Origin of the sequence: Nocardiopsis suaedae (assembly GCF_027706745.1) — a bacterium.
Lineage (GTDB): Bacteria > Actinomycetota > Actinomycetes > Streptosporangiales > Streptosporangiaceae > Nocardiopsis_A > Nocardiopsis_A suaedae.
This window is the reverse complement of record NZ_JAQFWP010000005.1, coordinates 25,134-44,680: the sequence shown is the minus strand read 5'-3', so window position 1 is coordinate 44,680 and position 19,547 is coordinate 25,134. Positions and strand designations below refer to the sequence as shown.

General features: G+C 72.5%; 20 protein-coding genes. 13 read left to right on the top strand and 7 right to left on the bottom strand.

Annotated features, from left to right (window positions below; translation table 11 throughout):
• Positions 1–126: 126 nt before the first annotated feature.
• Both O4U47_RS04215 and O4U47_RS04210 read left to right on the top strand, forming a co-directional pair.
• Positions 127–1,020, top strand: a complete 894-nt coding sequence (locus O4U47_RS04215; RefSeq protein ID WP_270676190.1) for a helix-turn-helix domain-containing protein — start codon at positions 127–129, stop codon at positions 1,018–1,020.
• 23 nt (positions 1,021–1,043) lie between these two features.
• A complete protein-coding gene (locus O4U47_RS04210; RefSeq protein WP_270676189.1) occupies positions 1,044–1,253 on the top strand; it encodes a DUF397 domain-containing protein in 210 nt (69 codons plus the stop codon).
• Between the two features lie 152 nt (positions 1,254–1,405).
• Here O4U47_RS04210 and O4U47_RS04205 read toward each other — a convergent pair whose 3' ends face one another.
• On the bottom strand, positions 1,406–2,596 hold the full coding sequence (locus tag O4U47_RS04205) for an NAD(P)-dependent malic enzyme (protein ID WP_270676188.1): 1,191 nt from the start codon (positions 2,594–2,596) through the stop codon (positions 1,406–1,408).
• A gap of 387 nt (positions 2,597–2,983) precedes the next feature.
• On the opposite strand from O4U47_RS04205, the gene O4U47_RS04200 reads away from it, so the two are divergent.
• The 6 genes from O4U47_RS04200 to O4U47_RS04175 all read left to right on the top strand — a co-directional run bounded on the left by O4U47_RS04200 (position 2,984) and on the right by O4U47_RS04175 (position 7,773).
• Positions 2,984–3,898: an ABC transporter substrate-binding protein gene (locus O4U47_RS04200; RefSeq protein WP_270676187.1), complete on the top strand. Its 915-nt coding sequence runs from the start codon at positions 2,984–2,986 to the stop codon at positions 3,896–3,898.
• A gap of 9 nt (positions 3,899–3,907) precedes the next feature.
• A complete protein-coding gene (locus O4U47_RS04195) occupies positions 3,908–4,852 on the top strand; it encodes an amino acid ABC transporter permease (protein WP_270676186.1) in 945 nt (314 codons plus the stop codon).
• Between the two features lie 71 nt (positions 4,853–4,923).
• Complete coding sequence (locus O4U47_RS04190; RefSeq protein WP_270676284.1) at positions 4,924–5,676, top strand: amino acid ABC transporter ATP-binding protein; 753 nt, start codon at positions 4,924–4,926, stop codon at positions 5,674–5,676.
• A 132-nt stretch (positions 5,677–5,808) separates the two neighbouring features.
• Positions 5,809–6,282, top strand: coding sequence for a GNAT family N-acetyltransferase (locus O4U47_RS04185; protein WP_270676185.1), 474 nt, complete (start codon positions 5,809–5,811; stop codon positions 6,280–6,282).
• Positions 6,283–6,547: 265 nt separating this feature from the next.
• The gene (locus tag O4U47_RS04180; protein ID WP_017626979.1) at positions 6,548–6,973 is read left to right on the top strand and encodes an ATP-binding protein; all 426 of its coding nucleotides are present in this window, start codon (positions 6,548–6,550) and stop codon (positions 6,971–6,973) included.
• Between the two features lie 41 nt (positions 6,974–7,014).
• Positions 7,015–7,773 (top strand): RNA polymerase sigma factor SigF, encoded by a 759-nt coding sequence (locus O4U47_RS04175; protein WP_270676283.1) that lies wholly within the window; start codon positions 7,015–7,017, stop codon positions 7,771–7,773.
• Between the two features lie 78 nt (positions 7,774–7,851).
• Here O4U47_RS04175 and O4U47_RS04170 read toward each other — a convergent pair whose 3' ends face one another.
• Positions 7,852–8,262 carry a hypothetical protein gene (locus tag O4U47_RS04170; protein WP_270676184.1) on the bottom strand — a complete coding sequence of 137 codons (411 nt, stop codon included), beginning with the start codon at positions 8,260–8,262 and terminating at the stop codon, positions 7,852–7,854.
• 110 nt (positions 8,263–8,372) lie between these two features.
• Between O4U47_RS04170 and O4U47_RS04165 the strand changes: the two genes are divergently transcribed.
• Positions 8,373–9,308, top strand: a complete 936-nt coding sequence (locus tag O4U47_RS04165; RefSeq protein ID WP_270676183.1) for a diacylglycerol/lipid kinase family protein — start codon at positions 8,373–8,375, stop codon at positions 9,306–9,308.
• Between the two features lie 321 nt (positions 9,309–9,629).
• A complete protein-coding gene (locus O4U47_RS04160; RefSeq protein WP_017539926.1) occupies positions 9,630–9,884 on the top strand; it encodes a WhiB family transcriptional regulator in 255 nt (84 codons plus the stop codon).
• A gap of 285 nt (positions 9,885–10,169) precedes the next feature.
• Here O4U47_RS04160 and O4U47_RS04155 read toward each other — a convergent pair whose 3' ends face one another.
• A complete protein-coding gene (locus tag O4U47_RS04155) occupies positions 10,170–11,720 on the bottom strand; it encodes a sensor histidine kinase (RefSeq protein ID WP_270676182.1) in 1,551 nt (516 codons plus the stop codon).
• 105 nt (positions 11,721–11,825) lie between these two features.
• Here O4U47_RS04155 and O4U47_RS04150 point away from each other — a divergent pair, with 105 nt between their 5' ends.
• From O4U47_RS04150 to O4U47_RS04140, 3 genes are all read left to right on the top strand, one after another.
• Positions 11,826–12,569, top strand: a complete 744-nt coding sequence (locus O4U47_RS04150; protein ID WP_270676181.1) for a GntR family transcriptional regulator — start codon at positions 11,826–11,828, stop codon at positions 12,567–12,569.
• Between the two features lie 131 nt (positions 12,570–12,700).
• On the top strand, positions 12,701–14,362 hold the full coding sequence (locus tag O4U47_RS04145; RefSeq protein WP_270676180.1) for an acetolactate synthase: 1,662 nt from the start codon (positions 12,701–12,703) through the stop codon (positions 14,360–14,362).
• A gap of 273 nt (positions 14,363–14,635) precedes the next feature.
• Positions 14,636–15,061, top strand: a complete 426-nt coding sequence (locus tag O4U47_RS04140; RefSeq protein ID WP_270676179.1) for a thioesterase family protein — start codon at positions 14,636–14,638, stop codon at positions 15,059–15,061.
• A gap of 35 nt (positions 15,062–15,096) precedes the next feature.
• Here O4U47_RS04140 and O4U47_RS04135 read toward each other — a convergent pair whose 3' ends face one another.
• The 4 genes from O4U47_RS04135 to O4U47_RS04120 all read right to left on the bottom strand — a co-directional run bounded on the left by O4U47_RS04135 (position 15,097) and on the right by O4U47_RS04120 (position 19,459).
• Positions 15,097–16,383, bottom strand: a complete 1,287-nt coding sequence (locus O4U47_RS04135; RefSeq protein WP_408638929.1) for an HD-GYP domain-containing protein — start codon at positions 16,381–16,383, stop codon at positions 15,097–15,099.
• A gap of 11 nt (positions 16,384–16,394) precedes the next feature.
• Positions 16,395–17,732, bottom strand: a complete 1,338-nt coding sequence (locus O4U47_RS04130) for an HD-GYP domain-containing protein (RefSeq protein WP_270676281.1) — start codon at positions 17,730–17,732, stop codon at positions 16,395–16,397.
• 813 nt (positions 17,733–18,545) lie between these two features.
• On the bottom strand, positions 18,546–18,830 hold the full coding sequence (rsrA, locus tag O4U47_RS04125) for a mycothiol system anti-sigma-R factor (protein WP_270676178.1): 285 nt from the start codon (positions 18,828–18,830) through the stop codon (positions 18,546–18,548).
• Complete coding sequence (locus O4U47_RS04120; RefSeq protein WP_270676177.1) at positions 18,827–19,459, bottom strand: sigma-70 family RNA polymerase sigma factor; 633 nt, start codon at positions 19,457–19,459, stop codon at positions 18,827–18,829. The genes rsrA and O4U47_RS04120 overlap by 4 nt, the downstream gene beginning before the upstream one ends.
• Positions 19,460–19,547 lie beyond the last annotated feature (88 nt).

The following is a 19,547-nucleotide window of genomic DNA, read 5'->3' as shown; positions in this document are numbered from 1 at the left end:
CCTCCCCTCGCGCCCCGGCCGCTGCAATTGCTTCCCTGATTTTTCCCTACCCGCTTTACCTCCCTCTGATGTCCAGTAGCCTCGTTCCGTTCTCCTTTCGGCACTCCCCTCAGCCAGGAGGTCACCATGCCCGCGTCCAACAGCCCCACGGCCCGGCGGCGCCGACTCGGCGTCGAATTGCGCCGTCTGCGGGAAAACGCCGGAATGACCGGAGAAGAGGCGGCGGAGCGGATGGCCTGGTCCGGCAGCAAGCTGTCGCGGATCGAACGCGGCCAGGTCGCCACCAACTCCGACGACGTGCGCGACCTGCTCGACCTGTACAAGGTGGAGGACACGGCCCTGCGCGGCTCCCTGGTGACGCTGGCCCGCGAGTCGCGGCGGCGCGGCTGGTGGCACGTGTACGGCGACGTCATGCCCGAGCGGTTCGAGGTCTACCTCGGCCTGGAGCCCGAGGCGGCGGTGCTCCGCTTCTACCAGGCGCAGATCGTCCCCGGGCTGTTCCAGACCGAGGCCTACGCCCGCGCCCTCCTGGAGGCGCACCCGGCCTCGGTCGCCCCCGAGGAGGTCGAACGGCGGGTGGAGCTGCGCATCCGGCGCCGGGAACTGCTGTTCTCGGAGCGCTCGCCGTCCCCGCACGTGTGGGTGGTGCTGGACGAGTCGGTCCTGCACCGCCCGGTCGGGGGGCCGCAGGTGATGGCCGACCAGATCGCGTACCTGCTGGAGGCGGGGCGCAGGACGCAGGTCACCCTGCAGGTCGTACCTTTCGGAATCGGGGTGCATTCCGGACTCGACGGGGCATTCGACATCCTCGAGTTCCCCGAATCCGATATCCACACCCCCAAACTCGTCCATTTGGAGAACCTGACGAGCAGCCTCTATATAGAAAAGGCCAAGGAGGTGCACTTCTACACGGTGGCCTTCGAGCACCTGCGCACCGCCGCGCTGCACCCGGAAAGGACCCGCCAGGTCCTGGCGGAGATGGAGCGCGCCATGCGGGCGCGGGCGCCGGAAGACGAGTGAACCGCAACACGAGGAGGCGCGGCATGCCCGCGATCGATCCACAGCTCCCCCGGCACCCCCGGTGGCGGACGAGCAGCCACAGCAGCACCGGCGGCGGCCAGTGCGTCGAGGTGGCGGACGTGCCGACGGGCACATGGGTGCGCGACTCCCGCGCACCGGAGGGGGCGGTCCTGGCCTTCGGCCACGCCGCCTGGGCCTCCTTCGTCGGGGCCGCGGCCGACGGGCGGCTCTAGCCTCCCCCGACCCCCCCTTGGGCCCAGAACCCGCGGGCGGCACACCCCGCGGGCCGGAGGGGCCCACACACCACGGATCCGGAGCGGGCGGCCCCGCTCCGGATCCGCTACGGTGGGCCACCGTCCGACTACCCGGACGGTGGGCGGGCGGATCAGGCCCGCGCCACCCCGTCCTTGCGGGCCCGGGCCGCCACGGCGGCCGCGACCGCCGGGACGACCCGCTCGTCGAAGGTGCTCGGGATGATGTAGTCGGCGGCGAGGTCGTCGCCGACCAGGTCGGCCAGCGCGTCGGCGGCCGCGAGCTTCATGCCCTCGGTGATGTCCGAGGCGCCCGCGTCCAGCGCGCCCCGGAAGACGCCGGGGAACGCCAGCACGTTGTTGATCTGGTTGGGGAAGTCGCTGCGCCCGGTGGCCACGACGCCGGCGTACTTGCGCGCCACGTCCGGGTGGACCTCCGGGTTGGGGTTGGCCATCGCGCAGATGATGGCCTGCGGCGCCATGGTCGCCACGACCTCCTCGGGCACCTCGCCCGCGGAGAGCCCGATGAACACGTCGGCCCCCGAGAGCGCGTTCTCGATCGAGCCCTCGAGCCCGGCCCGGTTGCTGATCGCCGCCAGCTCCTCCTTGACCGGGGTGAGCCCGTCGCGGCCGGCGTAGATCATGCCCTTGCTGTCGGCCACGGCGATGTCGCCGATGCCGCCGTCGAGCAGCATCTTGGTGACCGCCACCCCGGCCGCGCCCGCGCCCGAGACCACGGCGCGCAGGTCGCCCAGGGTGCGGCCGGTCAGCCGGGCCGCGTTGCGCAGCGCCGCCACCGTCACGATCGCGGTGCCGTGCTGGTCGTCGTGGAAGACCGGGATGTCCAGGCGCTCCCGCAGCCGGCGCTCGACCTCGAAGCAGCGCGGCGCGGAGATGTCCTCCAGGTTGATCCCGCCGAAGGAGGGCGCCATCCGGGCGACCGTCTCCACCAGGTCGTCGGCGTCGGTGCAGTTGAGCGCGATCGGCACCGAGTCGACGCCGCCGAACTGCTTGAACAGCAGCGACTTGCCCTCCATGACCGGAAGCGAGGCCTCCGGGCCGATGTCGCCCAGGCCCAGCACGGCCGAGCCGTCGGTGACGACCGCGACCAGGTTGGACCTCCAGGTGTAGGCGTCGACGAGCTCGGGGGATTCGGCGATGCCGCTGCACACACGCGCGACACCGGGGGTGTAGGCCAGGGACAGCCCGGCGTGGTCGCTCACGTCGACCGTGGACCGGACCTCCAGCTTGCCGCCCCGGTGCAGGGCGAAGGCCGGATCGGAATCGCGCTCGGTATGCCGCTCGCGCGGCTCTTCGGTGGTCAACTCACAAACCCCTCAGTACATCGGTGCCCTCCGGTCGGCCATGACACGGGGGCGGGTGATCAGATGGACGGCGCGCGGAGGCGAGTGGGTGCTAGGGGACGGCTCCGCTCCCGGCCGGCCAGGGCCGGGGCGTACGAGCCGGCCTCCGCTCGGCCGGTATGCAGGCCAAGCGCCGTCTCGTCCACGGGGGTGACCCGTTACCCAATCATCTCACAACGGTGACCGGAGCAACATGCCGGGTGGACGAGCATGGGACGACCGCGGTACCGGCCGGGTGTCGGCCGATCCCGGCCTCCGGCGCGGACGCGGGCGGACGCAGCCAGTCCGGGCGCCAGCGCGCCCCCGGCCCGAAGGAGACCCACCGTGGCCTCGCCGACGAGCTCCCCCATGACCCCATTCCGCGCCAGAGGCCTGCTCGCCGCCGGAGCCGCGGCCGCCACCCTGGCCGCGACGGCCTGCGGCGGCGGCGCCTCCGAGGAGGACGGCGCCGACGGCGGCGGCGCCCCCGAGGTCCAGGCCGACGAGGAGGTCGCCGCGCTGGTGCCGGACGACGTCCGGCAGGAGGGCGGGCTGACCATCGGGGTGGACGCCAGCTACGCCCCCGGTGAGTTCCTCGACGCCGACGGCTCCACCGTGATCGGCTTCAACGTCGACCTGTTCGACGCGGTCGCGGCCAAGATGGACCTGGACACCACCTGGGAGTCCTCCACCTTCGGCACCATCGTCGAGGGCGTGGACAGCGGCAAGTACGACGTGGGCGTCTCCTCGTTCACCATCAACGCCGAGCGCATGGAGCAGGTGGACATGGTGAGCTACTACACCGTGGGCACCCAGTGGTTCACCGCCGCGGGCAACCCGGAGGGCGTCGACCCGGACGACGCGTGCGGGATGACCGTGGCCGTGCAGGCCAACACCGTGCAGGTGGAGGACGTCCAGAAGCGCAGCGACGCCTGCGAGGAGGCCGGCGACCCGGCGATCAAGATCGACCAGTACGAGCGCCAGGACCAGGCCACGCAGTCGATCGTGTCCGGCAAGAGCGACGCCGGGCTGGCCGACATGCCGGTGGCGGTCTACGCCGTCGAGCAGACCGACGGCCAGCTGGAGACGCTCGGCGAGCAGTACGAGGCGGCCCCCTACGGAGCGGTCGTCAACAAGGAGAACGGGGAGCTGTCCGAGGCGATCCGGGCCGGCTACCAGGCGATCATCGACGACGGCACCTACGAGGAGATCCTCGCCGAGTGGGACCTGGCCGGCCAGGGAACCATCGAGAAGGCCGAGATCAACCCCGACGTCGAGGAGTAAGAGGGCCGCGTGAGCACACCGACCCCGACCGAGGGGCGGACGGCGCCCGAGCCGATCAAGGCCGTGCCCGTCCGCCACCCGGGCCGCTGGATCGCCGCGGCCGTCCTGCTGGTCCTGGCGGCCATGTTCGTCCACATGCTGGTCACGAACGACAAGTTCAACTGGCCGTTCCTGCTGGAGAACATGTTCTCCCCGCCGGTGCTCTACGGCGTGTGGACCACCCTCAAGCTGACCGTGCTCGCCATGGCGGTGGGCATCACCCTCGGCATCGTCGCCGCGGTGATGCGCCTGTCGGGCAACCCGATCCTGTCCGGCCTGGCCTGGCTGTACACCTGGTTCTTCCGCGCCGTCCCGCGCCTGGTGCTTTGCGTGCTCTTCGGCAACATGGGCATCCTGTACCAGAACCTGGAGCTGGGGCTCCCGTTCGACGACTACTGGATGCCCGCGCTCGGCCTGGACGGCGACGCCCGCTTCTACAGCGTGCCGATGAACGAGGTGCTCACCCCGTTCATGGCGGCGCTGCTGGCGCTGGCGCTGTCCCAGGGCGCCTACATGGCCGAGATCGTGCGCGCCGGCCTGCTGTCGGTGGACAAGGGCCAGACCGAGGCCGCCCAGGCGCTGGGCATGGGCCGCGGGCTGATCCTGCGCCGCATCACCCTGCCGCAGGCGCTGCGGGTGATCGTGCCGCCCACCGGCAACGAGGTCACCGCGATGCTGAAGGACACCTCGCTGGTGTCGGCGATCCCGCTGACCACCGAGCTGTTCTTCCAGCTCCGGGCCATCGGCAACCGCACCTTCGACCTGTTCCCGATGCTGGTGGCGGCCTGCCTGTGGTACCTGGCCATCACCAGTGTCCTGATGGTGGGCCAGTACTTCCTGGAGCGCTCCTTCACCCGGGGCGACCGCACCGCGCAGGCCGAAGTGACGATGATGCAGAGCAAGGCGGGACATTGAGCGCAACGGCGGGCGGCGAGGGCGCAGCCACGGAGGCCGGGGACCTGCCGCAGGCCCCCGGCGACGACGTGATGGTCATGGCCGAGAACGTGCACAAGAGCTTCGGGCGCCTGGAGGTGCTGCGCGGCATCGACCTGGAGGTGCGCCGCGGAGAGGTGACGTGCGTGGTCGGCCCCTCGGGGTCGGGCAAGTCCACCTTCCTGCGGTGCATCAACCACCTGGAGAAGATCAACGGCGGACGGCTGTGGGTGAACGGGCGCCTGATGGGCTACCGGCAGCACCGCGGCCGCCTCTACGAGCTGCGCGACTCCCAGGTGGCCGCGCAGCGCCGGGACATCGGCATGGTGTTCCAGGCCTTCAACCTGTTCCCGCACATGTCGGTGCTGGCCAACGTGGTCGAGGCGCCGATGCGGGTCAAGCGGGAGCCGCGCCCCGCCGCCCGTGAGACGGCGATGGAGCTGCTGGACAAGGTGGGGCTGGCGGACAAGGCCGCGTCCTTCCCGCGCCAGCTCTCCGGCGGGCAGCAGCAGCGGGTGGCGATCGCCCGCGCGCTGGCCATGCGGCCGGAGCTGATGCTCTTCGACGAGCCGACCAGCGCCCTGGACCCGGAGCTGGTGGGCGAGGTGCTGGACGTGATGAAGGACCTGGCCCGCGAGGGCATGACCATGGTGGTGGTGACCCACGAGATGGGCTTCGCCCGGGAGGTGGGCGACAGCCTGGTCTTCATGGACGGCGGCGTGGTGGTGGAGTCCGGGGCGCCCAAGCGGGTGCTCACCGACCCGCAGCACGAGCGCACCCAGGCGTTCCTGTCCAAGGTCCTCTGAGAGCGCGCCCTTCCCGATGATCTCGACGGGGATGCTGTCATACCCGTGAGTACGACAGCACTTCCGTCGAGATCATCGGGGGTCTCCGCTGGGAGGTAGCGTGGGTCCCCCCTTCCGGTTACGAGGAGACCCATGATCCGCCGCGCGCGCCCGGACGACGTCCCGGCCATCCTGAAGATGATCCGCGAGCTCGCCGAGTACGAACGCGAGCCCGACGCCGTCGAGGCGACCGAGGCGGACATCGAGCGCGCGCTCTTCGGTGACGGCGCGGCCGCCTACGCCCACATCGCCGAGGAGGACGGGGAGGCCGTGGGGTTCGCCCTGTGGTTCCTGAACTTCTCCACCTGGACGGGACGCCACGGCATCTACCTGGAGGACCTGTACGTCCGCCCGGAGATGCGCGGCCGCGGCCTGGGCAAGGCCCTGCTGACCGGGCTGGCCCGGGTGTGCACCGAGCACGGCTACCGGCGCCTGGAGTGGTCGGTGCTGGACTGGAACACGCCCTCCATCGAGTTCTACCGGTCCCTCGGCGCGCGGCCGATGGACGAGTGGACCGTCTTCCGGCTCGACGGAGGGGCCCTGGAAGCCCTGGGCGGCCAGGGCTAGGGCCGCGCCTCGCGGGACCGTAGGGGCATGCGGGACGGGGCCGGAGGGGGCACCGGAATCCGCCTCCCCGCACGAATGCGCGGCCTGCCTCGGGTTCCTCCGCCACGTGCGGGGCACTGCCCCGCCCGGCATTGCCGATCCGTCCGGGTTCACCCCGTTTCGACCGGCCCGTCCGGCGGACACGGACCCGGCCGCGTGCCGCCACCCCGGCGGGAAACACGATAGATTGCACTCAAGCGGCACACTCGCTTCCCGGAGGAGGGACGTGACCGAAGAAACCGCCGCGCCCGTGTCGGGCGCCATGGACGTACGCGACGCCGTCACGGTGAAGATGCCGGCCGACAGCGCCTATCTGTCCGTGCTGCGCACCGCGACGGCCGGCCTGGCGGCCCGCCTGGACTTCACCCTCGACGAGATCGAGGACCTGCGCATCGGGGTCGACGAGGCCTGCGCGATGCTGCTCGCCCAGGCCCTCCCCGGCACCGATCTGACCTGCGAATTCGAACTCACCGGCGACGGCATGCGGATCAGCGTCTCGGTGCTGACCGCGGACGGCCGGCTCCCGGCCCGCGACACCTTCGCCTGGACGGTGCTCTCCGCCCTGGCCGGGGAGGTCGACACCGCGGCCGGGCCCGACGACCGCGTCTCCATCGTCCTGCACAAACGGCGCGGCGCGGTGGAGACGGCGTGAGCGAGAGGGGGCCCGCTCTGACGGCGAAGACGGAGCACGCGGTGCCGGACCGGGCCCGCGCACGAGAGTTGTTCGAGCGCCTGAGCGAGCTTCCCGAGGACTCCCCGGAGCGCCAGCGGATCCGCGACGAGCTCGTGGAGCTGCACCTGCCGCTCGTGGAGTACCTCGCCCGGCGCTTCCGCAACCGCGGCGAGTGGCTCGACGACCTGACCCAGGTCGCCACCATCGGGCTGATCAAGTCGATCGACCGGTTCGACCTGGACCGCGGGGTGGAGTTCTCCACCTACGCCACGCCGACCATCGTCGGCGAGATCAAGCGCCACTTCCGCGACAAGGGCTGGGCGGTGCGGGTGCCGCGCCGCCTGCAGGAGCTCAAGCTCTCCCTGACCAAGGCGGTCAGCGACCTGTCGCAGCGGGAGGGCCGCGCGCCCACCGTGCACGAGCTGGCCGAGCACCTCGGCATGAGCGAGGAGGAGGTGCTGGAGGGCCTGGAGTCGGCCAACGCCTACTCCACGGTCTCCCTCGACGCGCCCGACAGCGGGGACGAGGACGCCCCGGCCGTCGCCGACTCGCTCGGCATCGTGGACGACTCACTGGAGGGCGTGGAGTACCGCGAGTCCCTGAAGCCGCTGCTGGAGCAGCTTCCCCCGCGGGAGAAGCGCATTCTGCTGCTGCGCTTCTTCGGCAACATGACCCAGTCGCAGATCGCCCAGGAGCTGGGCATCTCGCAGATGCACGTCTCCCGCCTGCTGGCACGCACGCTCGCCCAGCTCCGCCAGGCGCTGACCACCGAGGAGTGAGGGGCGCGTCCCCGGACCCGCCCTGGCACGGGCCCCGCGCCGCACGGCGCGGGGCCCGTGCGCGTCCCGGGCTCCGCCTCAGCCGCCGCTCTCGGCGCCGCGGCCGCCCGCCTCCTCGGGGAAGAGCACCGCGGTGGTGGAGGGCGCCAGCACCAGGCCGAGCGCGGCGACCGCCACGGCGACCATGCCCACGCTGACGGCCATCCGGTCGGCCTCGTACATGGAGTAGGCGACGACCAGCATGAAGATCTGGGTGAGCACGACCGGCGTGCGCGCCCACGGGCGCAGCATCACCAGCCCCCAGGCCACGTACCCGAGCGCCCCGGCCACGGCGAACCCGAAGACGGCCAGCGGCAGGGCGAAGGACGTGTCGGCGACGTCGCCGAGGACGGTGCGGTAGACGAGGGTGCCGCTCTCATAGACCACGACCAGGGCGACGAGCGCCTGGAGGGCGGCGGCGAGCAGAACGGTGACCGGACGGTTGTACACGTTCCACACTATCGGCCGCCCGGCACGCTCCTCCCCGGGGCGGCACCGGGTGGGTCCCCCGCCGCGAGCCCGGGAGCCCCGGCACGGCAAGGCCTCGCTACACTGGCGGCGTGCGCGCGCTCTTCATCGTCAACCCGCAGGCGACCACCACCACGCCGCGCTCGCGGGACGTCATCGTCGGTGCGATCGCCCGCCACGTGGAACTGCACGTGGCCCAGACCGAGTACCGCGACCACGCCGGAGAGATGGCCCGCGACGCCGCCGGCGAGGGCTTCGACCTCGTGGTCAGCCTCGGCGGTGACGGCACGGTGAACGAGGTCGTCAACGGGCTGCTGCGCACCCCCGAAGGGTTGGAGCGGCCGAGCTACGCGGCGCTGCCCGGTGGCAGCGCCAACGTCTTCATCCGCGCGCTCGGCATCCCCGCCGACCCGGTCGAGGCCACCGGCGCGGTGCTGGAGGCGCTGCGCTCGGGCTCCTCCCGGGAGGTGGGGCTGGGGCGCATCTCCTCCGGGCGCGACGACCGCTACTTCACCTTCTGCGCCGGGTTCGGCTGGGACGCCGACGTGGTCCACGAGGTCGAGCGGCGCCGGCGGCGGGGGCGGCGCGCCTCGCCCGCGCTGTACACCGGGGTGGCCCTGCAGAAGTTCCTGCGCGGCCAGACCCGGGACCCGTCGCTGCAGGTGCGCACGCCGGGGCGGGCGCCGGTCTCGGGGCTGCACTTCGCGCTGGTCACCAACACCACGCCGTGGACGTTCGCCGGGACGGTCCCGGTGCAGCCGACGCCGCGGTCGCGGTTCCGGCTGGGGCTGGACGCCTTCGGGATGAGCACGCTGAACCCGGCGACGACGGCGCGGCTGCTGGGGCGGATGCTGTCCCCGGCGGGGGTCCCGCCGTCGGGGCGCGGCTACACCACATGGCACGATGTGGCGTCGCTGACGATCTCCTCGGAGCACCCGCGCCCGTTCCAGATCGACGGGGAGTATCTCGGTACGCGGGATCGGATGGATCTCCACTCCGTACCGAAGGCATTACGAATCATCGTGTGAGGGCGCCGAGGGGCCGCTTGTGACGCACGCGACACCGCGGCCTGCGCCGATCCCCCTCGGGCGGTCTTGCGCGGGTGGTTCAACCCTGACAGGCTCAAAATGTCGCCGCACGTTACGGGCGAGTAAAACGGACGGTTCCGCGGCCGGAACGGGCAGTACCGTATTCCCGTGGCCGAGGATCGTACCGAAGCACTGTCCCGTCGGGCGCGTGCCCTACGGACCGGGGCGACAAGGGTGTGCCCCGCGCCCATATCGCCGAGCTCGTGAACGCGTTCACGAGCCGCACGCCCCCGTACGCCTCGCTGTGAGGAGTTGATCCGCATGGACTGGCGCCACCACGCCGCCTGCCGTGACGAAGATCCGGAACTGTTCTTCCCCATCGGTGACTCCGGCCCCGCGCTGATCCAGATCGAAGAGGCCAAGTCCGTCTGTGCCGCCTGCCCGGTGTCGAGCGCCTGCCTGCAGTGGGCGCTGGAGACCGGCCAGGACGGCGGTGTCTGGGGCGGGATGAGCGAGGAGGAGCGCCGCTCGCTCCGCCGCCGCCGGGTCCGCCCCGCCGTCCGCGCCGGAGTCTAGCCGCATCCGCCTCCCTCCCCCGCCACCGGGGTGCACCGGCGTGCGGTCCTCGGACGCCGACCACGGCCCACCGGGCAGCACGTACCGGCACCCTCGCCGGGAAACGCCGCTCGGGCCGCCGTTCTCACGCATCCTGAGGCCATACTGGCACCCGCGTCCGCGAAGCCGCACCGGGGGTGCCGTTTTCGGGCCGGGACCCGGCCTCCTGGCGTTGATCTCGGGAGAAACGACGCTACCGGCCCCCTTTTAGGGGCACTTTTCCCGAGATCAACGGGGGCAGAGCCGCTACGGCGCCTGTTCGGCGGCCGGGTCGACGGGCAGCTCGATGGCCACGGCCGTTCCCCCGTCGTCGCGCGGCTTGATCTCCAGGTGGCCGCCGAGCTCGGCGACCACCAGGGTGCGCACGATCTGCAGGCCCAGACTGTTGCTGCCCTCGATGTCGAAGTCGGCGGGGAGCCCGCCGCCGTCGTCGGTGACCTCGATGAACACCCGGCCGGCGGTCTCCTCGGCGCCGGGCGGGGCGTCCTCGCGCCGCACCCGCACCTCGATCGAGCCCGGCCCGTACCCCAGCCCGTGCTCCACCGCGTTCTGCACCAGCTCGGTCAGCACCATCGACAGCGGGGTGGCCACCAGCGCCGACAGCAGCCCGAAGTGGCCCACCCGGTGCGGGGTCACGTGCGCCTCGGTCGAGGACACCTCGGCGGCCATCTCGATCACCCGGTCGGCGATGTCGTCGAAGTCGACGATCTCGTCGGGGGTGTGCGAGAGCATCTCGTGCACGATCGCGATCGAGCCGACCCGGCGCACCGCCTCGTCCAGGGCGGCCTGCCCCTCGGTGCTGTCCAGGCGGCGGGACTGCAGCCGCAGCAGCGCCGCCACCGTCTGCAGGTTGTTCTTCACCCGGTGGTGGATCTCCCGGATGGTGGCGTCCTTGGTCATCAGCTCGCGCTCGCGGCGGCGCAGCTCGGTCACGTCGCGCACCATCACCAGGGCGCCGATGCGCACCCCCTCGGTGATCAGCGGGATGGCGCGCAGCTGCACGGTGGAGCCGCGCGCCTCCACCTCCGACTCCTGCGGCACCCGGCCCCCGGCGGTCCAGGTGAGCGACTCGTCCCGGGCGTCCCCGGCCGCGGCCAGGTCCAGGGTGGTGCGGGCCAGGCGGGCCCCCACCAGGTCGGCGGTCAGGCCCAGGCGGCGGTAGGCCGACAGCGCGTTGGGGCTGGCGTAGACGACCTCGCCGTCCCGGTCGAGGCGGAGCAGGCCGTCGCCGACCCGCGGCGAGCGGACCATGAGCGGTCCCTGGTCGCTGAAGGGGAAGGCGCCCTCGGCGATCATCTGCGCCAGGTCGCTGGCGCTCTGCAGGTAGGTCAGCTCCAGGCGGCTGGGGGTGCGCGCGGAGCTGAGGTTGGTGCTGCGCTGGATCACCCCGATGAGCTTGCCCTGGCGGCGCACCGGAATGGTCTCCTCGCGCACCGGGACCCCGCCCGACCAGTCGGGGTCGCCCTCGCGGCAGATCCGCCCCTCGGCCCAGGCCCGGTCGATCAGCGCCAGGCGGGAGGCCATCCGGATGCGCTCGCCCTCGTCGGCCACGTCCCCGACCTCGTCCGGGAGCACCGCCTCCACCAGGTCGTCCTGGAAGGCGGTGGGGCCGGTGGTGGGGCGCATCTGGGAGACCGCGACCCAGCCGGAGCCGTCCCGCAGGCGGACCCAGAGGACGAGGTCGGCGAAGGACAGGTCGGCCAGCAGCTGCCAGTCCGAGACCAGCGAGTGCAGCCACTCCAGGTCCGCGGTCTTGAGCGACGTATAGCGTCGGATGAGGTCGCTGAGGTGAGGCACACACAGATCATCCCACGAGTACGGGCATACTCGTTGGACGAACTCGACCAGTGGTCCACACCAGTGGGGCCAGGCGCACCGCGACGGCGGGTGGAGGAGACGGACGTGACGGGTCAGCGAACGGTCCGGGATGATCCCCGGGTCCCCAAGTACTACCAGGTCAAGAAGCAGCTCTTGGAGCTGATCGAGACCATGCCCGCGGGCAACCCGGTGCCGCCCGAGCGCGCGCTGGCCGCGCAGTTCGGCACCTCCCGCACCACGGTGCGCCAGGCGCTGACCGAGATGGTGGTCGAAGGGCGGCTGCTGCGCATCCAGGGCAAGGGGACGTTCGTCGCCAAGCCGAAGGTCGCCCAGATGCTCCAGCTGCAGAGCTACACCCAGGAGATGCGCGCCCACGGCCTGCACCCGGCCACCCGCATCCTGGACGTCAGCTACATCAACGCCGATGAGCAGCTCGCCGAGCTGCTGGCGATCCGCTCCGGCGGGCGGGTGCTGCGCATCGAGCGGCTGCGGCTGGCCAACGGGGAGCCGATGGCGGTGGAGACCGCGCACCTGGCCGCCCGCCGCTTCCCGGGCCTGCGCCGCCAGCTCGACCGGTACGCCTCCCTGTACGAGGCGCTGGCCAGCGCCTACGACGTGCGGCTGGCCGAGGCCGAGGCGACCATCGAGACGGTGCTGGCCACCCCGGACGAGGCCCGGCTGCTCGGCGTCGACGTGGGCCTGCCGCTGGTGCTGCACTGCCAGCACAGCTTCGACAACGAGGGCAACCCGGTGGAGTGGGTGCGCTCGCTGTACCGGGGCGACCGCTACAAGTTCGTCACCCGGCTGCGCCCGCCCGAGGAGCGGTGAACCGCGCCCGGGGGACCACCCGCCGCGCCCTCTTGTCCCGGTGCGACCGGAATCACTACGGTGCTATTTGACTCGCGAGTAAGTTTCGCGTTCTCCCGACCCGAGCGAGCACCAGGACAGCGAGGCTCCCCATGGATACGGCCCCCTTCACCGGCCCCGTCGGCGGACACGGCGGCGCGCACGCCGTCGCCGCCGCCCGCCGCCACGGCGTGGACACCATGTTCACGCTCAGCGGCGGGCACGTGTTCCCCCTCTACGACGCGGCGGTCAAGCCCGAGCCCGTGATGCGGCTGCTGGACGTGCGGCACGAGCAGACCGCCGTGTTCGCCGCCGAAGGGGTCGGCAAGCTCACCCGGCATGCCGGCCTGGCCGTGGTCACCGCCGGCCCGGGGGTCACCAACGCGGTGAGCGGGGTGGCCACCGCCCGGTTCAGCGGATCCCCCCTGGTGCTGGTCGGAGGGCGCGCCCCGGACGCCCGGTGGGGCCAGGGCCTGCTGCAGGAGCTCGACCAGCCGCCGCTGTTCGAGACCGTCACCAAGCGCGCGTGGACGGTGCACGAGACCGGGGCCATCGCCTCGGCCGTGGACGAGGCCTTCACCGCCGCCAACGGCGCCCACCGCGGCCCGGTGTTCCTGGACGTCCCCATGGACGCGCTGTACGACCAGGCCGAGGCCGTACTGGAGGGCGGGGCCCCGGCGCCCGACCGCTCCCCCGACCCCGGCGAGGTGGCGCAGGTGGCGCGGCTGCTGTCGGAGGCCGAGCGCCCGGTGCTGGTGCTCGGCGGCGACGTGTGGCTGGACGGCGCCGAGGCGGCCGCCCTGGAGGCCGCCGAGGAGCTGGGCGTGCCGGTCGTCACCAACGGCCAGGGGCGCGGGCTGCTGCCCGGCGGGCACCGGCTGCTGGCCAACCGGGCGCGCGGGGCCGCGTTCGGCGGCGCCGACCTGGTGGTCGTGGCCGGCACCCCGCTCGACTTCCGCCTGGGCCACGGGCTGTTCGGCGGCAAGGACGGGGCACCCCTGGCGAAGGTGGTCCACCTGGCCGACTCGGCCGACCAGGTCGCCGGGCACCTCTCCCTCGCCGCCTCGGCCTCGGGCGACCTGGGCGCGCTGCTGCGCGGCGTCGCCGCCGAGGCCAAACCGCGCCCCGAGGCCGCCGAGTGGGCCGAGCGGATCTCCCGCTCCGCCGCGGAGGCGGCCGCCTCCGACGCCGACGTCCTGGCCAGCACGAGCGACCCGATCCACCCGGCGCGCATCTATGGCGAGCTGAACCGCGTCCTCGACGACGACGCGGTGGTGATCGGCGACGGCGGGGACTTCGTCTCCTACGCGGGCAAGTACATCGAGCCCAAGCGCCCCGGCAACTGGATGGACCCGGGCCCCTACGGCTGCCTGGGCACCGGTATGGGCTACGCGATCGCCGCCCGCCTGTCCCGGCCCTCCTCACAGGTGGTGACGCTGTTCGGGGACGGGGCCGCCGGGTTCTCGCTGATGGACGTGGACACCCTGGTCCGGCACCGGCTCCCGGTGGTGATGGTGTGCGGGAACAACGGCATCTGGGGCCTGGAGAAGGCGCCGATGCAGATGCTCTACGGCTACGACGTGGCCGCCGACCTGTCCCCGCAGACCCGCTACGACGAGGTGGTGCGCGCGCTGGGCGGCGGCGGCGAGCTGGTGACCGACCCCGAGGAGATCGGCCCGGCGCTGCGCCGCGCCTTCGACTCGGGGGTGCCGTACATGGTCAACATCGCCACCGACCCGGAGAACGTGTACCCGCGCAAGACGATGGGCGTCTAGAGGCGCCGGAGGGGGAAGGAACCGTACCGGAGGCGCCGGGTGCGGGGCCGATTCGTCCGGCCGGTCCCGCGCCCGGCGCACCCGCCCGGTGCCGCCCGCCCGGTAGGTTCGCGCGCCCCGGCCCCACGGTCGGCCCCGGGTACCGGTCCTCGCCGATCGAGCCCCCACGGCCCGGCGGTGGGCCCGGCCGGAGCTCGGTTCTCGCCCCGGCCGGACGCTCCGATGGTACAAACGCCCTCACGGGGACACGGGGTCTTCCACAGAAGGAGTTCGATGAGCGACATCACGGAGCCGCGCCCCGGAGCGCGCGGGCACGTGGAGACGACCGTCGGTCCGGACGACACCGCCGCCTCGCTGGGCAGCGGGGACGTGCCGGTGCTCGGCACACCGCGGGTGCTGGCCCTGGCCGAGGAGGCCACGGTGGCGGCGCTGGAGGGCGGCCTGGAACCGGGCCGGACGACCGTCGGCACCCGGGTGGAGCTGCGCCACACCGCCCCGACCCCGGCCGGGGCCCGGGTGCGCGCCGACGCGGTGCTGACCGAGGCCGACGGCAAGCGGCTGGTGTTCGAGGTGTCGGTGGTCCAGCTCGACCGGAACCCGGCCGGGTCCGAGGGCCCCGGCGGCCGCGCCGTGGCGGGCGGCACCGTCGAGCGCGTCGTGGTGGACCGCGAGCGCTTCATCGCCTCCGCCGGGGGCTGACCCCGGCCGCGCGCCCCGCGATGGGGCGCACGCGGCTACCAGCGGGCCTCGGGGCGGGTGAGGACGCGGGAGGCGGCCTCGACGACCACCGGGTCGTACTCCTCCCCCGCGTCCATGCGCAGCCGCTCCAGCACCGCCTCGGTTCGGTCCGGGTCGCCGGAGTCGCCCACCAGGTCGTCGAAGGCGTTGGCGACCTTGATGATCCTGCTGCCCAGCGGGGGCGGGCCGTCGCCGCCGTCGCCGCGGCAGCCCTCGCACTGGCGCCGCACCAGCTCGGCCACCCCGTCCAGTACCCCGGTCTCGCGGATCACCGCCGAGCCCAGCTCGGCGATGCGCCGCTGCTCGCGCGGGGAGGCCAGCACGGTGGCCCCGCTGGCGATCGGGTCGCGCAGGGAGAGCTGGCCGATGTCGTGCATCAGCGCCGCGTACTCCAGCTCGCGCAGCTCCGACTCGCGCATGCCCAGCTCGCAGCCGACCGCCGAGGCCAGGCGGCTCACCCGGCGCGAATGCCCGGTCTCCACGTACCCGCCGACCTCGGTCACCCGGGACAGCGCCCGCACCGTCTGCAGGTAGGTGAGCCGGATGTCGGCGAACCGGCGGAACGCCACCTGGGTCACCAGCAGCGGGGCGGTGAACACCAGCAGCCCCACCAGCCCGGTCACCGTGGTGGCCAGGGCGATCAGAATGCCCGAGGCACCGATGGCCATGCCGATGCCGAACTGGGCGCGCACCTCGTCGCGCAGCGCCACGGTGTAGCGGGTGCGCAGCCGTTCGGCGCGGATGGCGGCCGCCAGCGCGGCGTCCACCGTCCAGGCGCCGATCACCAGCCCGGCCATCACCGCCAGCACGATGCCCCAGTCGCCCGGGGTCGGCGAGAGCACGTCGGCGAAGGGCCGGAAGACCGCGGCCACCGCCACCGGGGCCAGGAACCGCCGGGACAGGTCGCTCCAGCGCGGGCCGCGCCCCACCGCCAGGTGCGGCAGCTCGCCCACCGCCAGGCCCAGCGCCACCACCGCGCCGACCTGCTGGGCCGGGTGGTGCACCACCGTGCCGCCCACGTCCGACAGGACCGCGTACCCGATGGCCCCGGCCGAGGCGATGGGCGCCACCTCGCGGTGGCCGGGCAGGGTGATGCGGGCGATCTCGCCGACCGCGATGAGCACCCCGAAGGCCAGCGCGGAGTGCGGCTCGACGAACCCCTCGGCCAGCGTCCACACCAGGGCGGCCGCCGCGCACACGCACGCCCCGGCGATGAGCCACATCCGGGTGTGGTCGATGCGCGGCGGGACGGTGCCCCGCCCGGCGGAGGCCGCCTGCGCCATCCCCGTGGCCGTCACCGCTCCGCCTCCCCGGCCACGCGCAGCGGCACGCTCGGGTCGTCGTGGTCCTGCTTGGCGACCTCGGCGGCGTCGTCGTCGGGCGGCTCCACCGCGTCGGGCGCCTCCCAGCCGTCCCGGCCGACGGCGGCGATGAGCGCGTCCACCATCCGCGGGTCGAACTGCGGGCCGGCGCAGCGGCGCAGCTCGGCGACGGCCTCCTCGATGGAGCGGGCCTTGCGGTAGGAGCGGGTGGAGGTCATGCAGTCGAAGGCGTCGGCGACCGAGATGATGCGGGCGAACTCGGGGATCTCCTCCCCGGCCAGGCCCATGGGGTAGCCGCGCCCGTCCATCTTCTCGTGGTGGTGCATGATCCCGGCGAGCGCCTCGTCGAGGAAGCCGATCTCGCGGACGATCTCGTAGCCGCGCATGGGGTGGAGCTGGATGGCGGCGAACTCCTCCTCGGTCAGCCGCCCCGACTTCTGCAGCACCTTGGTCGGCACGCCCAGCTTGCCGACGTCGTGCAGCATCCCGGCGTAGCGGATGGTGTGCACCCGCTCGGCGTTGAGCCCCAGCTCCTGGGCGATCATCGCCGACGCCTTGGACACCCGCATGCAGTGGCCGCGGGTGTAGTAGTCCTTGGTCTCCACCGCCTGGGCCAGGGTGGCCAGGGTGGCGTCGTGTGCCCGCTGCTCGGCCATGTACTGGTCGAAGGCCCAGCGGGCGATGAACAGCGGCAGCAGCACCAGCAGCACCGCGAACGGCCCGACCAGCCCCCAGATGGCGGCGATGAGCAGGCCGAGCATGCCGTACCCGAGCGAGGACAGCTCAAGGGTGGCCATCGGGCGCCAGCGCACCCGCTTGGGGCGCTGGATGTCCAGCACGCCCAGCGCGCGCATGAGCCCGACGATGAGCGCCCCGTTGACCGCGTTGTGCACCAGGATCGCGCCGACGTAGGGCAGCACGATCCACGGGAACGACGCCCGGTCGGGGACCCCCATCTCCCCGCCGAGCAGCAGGTACACCTGCCCGGCGGCGTACCCGGCCAGGGCGAACTGGGCACCGTTGAAGACGCGCTTGACCAGGTTCTGGCGGCGGAAGACGACGAGCATCGAGCACAGCCCGACCACCGCCGCGCCGACCGGCCCGACCAGGACGACGGCGGCCAGGGAGGCCGACGAGCTGGGCGAGATGCCCGCCCGTCCGCCGTCCCCGCCGCTGTCGACCATGGTGCTGATCGACTCGGCGACCACGAAGAGCACCGCCAGCAGGAGCAGCGTGGCCGGGTCGATCCCCCCGAAGGGTCCGGCGGCCAGCACCCCGAGGGCGCCAAGGGCGACGAGGCAGACGTACAACCGCGCCGCTACCGGCAGCGACCGCAATTCCCGGTACCTCCCGCCCCATTGCCGACCGAACCGTCATGATTTCACCGTTCCCGTTCTACCACCAGGACCAGCCGTTGACATGGCCGAACAGCCATGTGGCCGCGAGCAGCACCTCGTGCGCGACGGCGAACAGACCCGCCATGGAAATCCCCCTCCTCCTGTGCCCGCCGGCCGCGGTCCTCCCCTCCCCGGCCCAGGACGCGGCCCGACACGCGAATTCAACCCCTTACGGTCGATATGGCGCCCAGTTTAACGGCCCCCACTCGTGCACCGATTTCCCCGGACCGAACCGTGAGCCAAACGTAAGCATCCGCCGTCACCCGCATTTCAGAATGCGAAACTACGAATCCGATTCGGAGAATCCGCGACTACACAAAGTAATTGGGCGCACCGGGCGGAGAAGCCGCGACATCCTCGACGTTCACCGCCCTTCGGACATCACTCTCCACCACCTCCCACCTGCCGTCACCACGGAGAGTCACGGAACGTGACGCGCCGCGCGGCAATAGGGTCGCCCCCTCCCCGCCCGCCCCCGGGAGAGAAAATCCGTTCCGCGGCCGGGCGTGTCGCTCCCAGCGACCGACCATTCTGCACCCGTTCTCCCGGATATGCGAAGTTCGTGCATGATGGCCGAAAACGACATTTCCGCGCCCGTTTCGACCGCATCACCGGACGGCACGGGAATGCCGTCGTCCGGGCCGAAACCCCGCACTGCGGGCACGGGAAAGGGGCGGCGCCCCTCCGGGCACCGCCCCTGTGTCCGTCCCGCCGCCGGGGCCGCCGCTACTCGGCGGCGCCCTCGCGGAACTGCATGTCCACCCGCGCCGCCTCGATCCGCGACAGCACCTTGCCCCGAAGGTCGCCGGGGACGGGGTCGCAGCCGCAGTGCTTGGCCACGAGCTTCTTCACGGCCTCCTCCAGGCCGTACTCCTCCAGGCACGGGCGGCACTCGTCCAGGTGCCGCCGGATCTCCTCGCATCCGGTGTCGGCGAGCTCGCCGTCGATGTAGATGTACAGCCGCTCAAGGACCTCGCTGCACGGGGTCTCGTGCTCTCCACCGCAGCTCATCGCCGCTCCTCCCGCGTCGCCCCGTCGCCCTTCGCCCCCGAGGCCGCCGCACCGGAGAGGACGCCCCGGTCGACGGCGTACTCCTCCAGCAGGGTTCTGAGCTGCCTGCGGCCCCGGTGCAGCCGCGACATGACCGTCCCGATGGGGGTGTCCATGATCTCGGCGACCTCCTTGTAGGCGAAGCCCTCCACGTCGGCGAGGTACACCGCGATCCGGAAGTCTTCGGGCAGCTCCTGCAGCGCGCGCTTGACGTCGCTGTCGGGGAGGTGCTCAAGCGCCTCGGCCTCCGCGGACTTCAGCCCGGAGGAGGAGTGCGAGGCCGCCTGCGCGAGCTGCCAGTCCTCGACGTCCTCGGTGCCCGCCTGCTTGGGCTCCCGCTGCTTCTTGCGGTAGGAGTTGATGAAGGTGTTGGTGAGGATGCGGTACAGCCACGCCTTGAGGTTCGTCCCCTCCTTGAACTGGTGGAACGACCCGAAGGCCTTGGCGAACGTCTCCTGGACGAGGTCCTCGGCGTCCGAGGGGTTGCGGGTCATCCGCAGCGCGGCCGAATAGAGCTGGTCCAAGAACGGGAGCACGTCCCGCTCGAACCGAGCCCCCCGCTCGTCGAGTGTCTCCTGGCCCTGACTCAAGCCCGCCTGCCTCCTTGTACCGGTCCGCCGTGGGGTGACCATCGTCGCCTCACGATACGACGCGGTGGGAGCGGGGCGCACGCTTGGG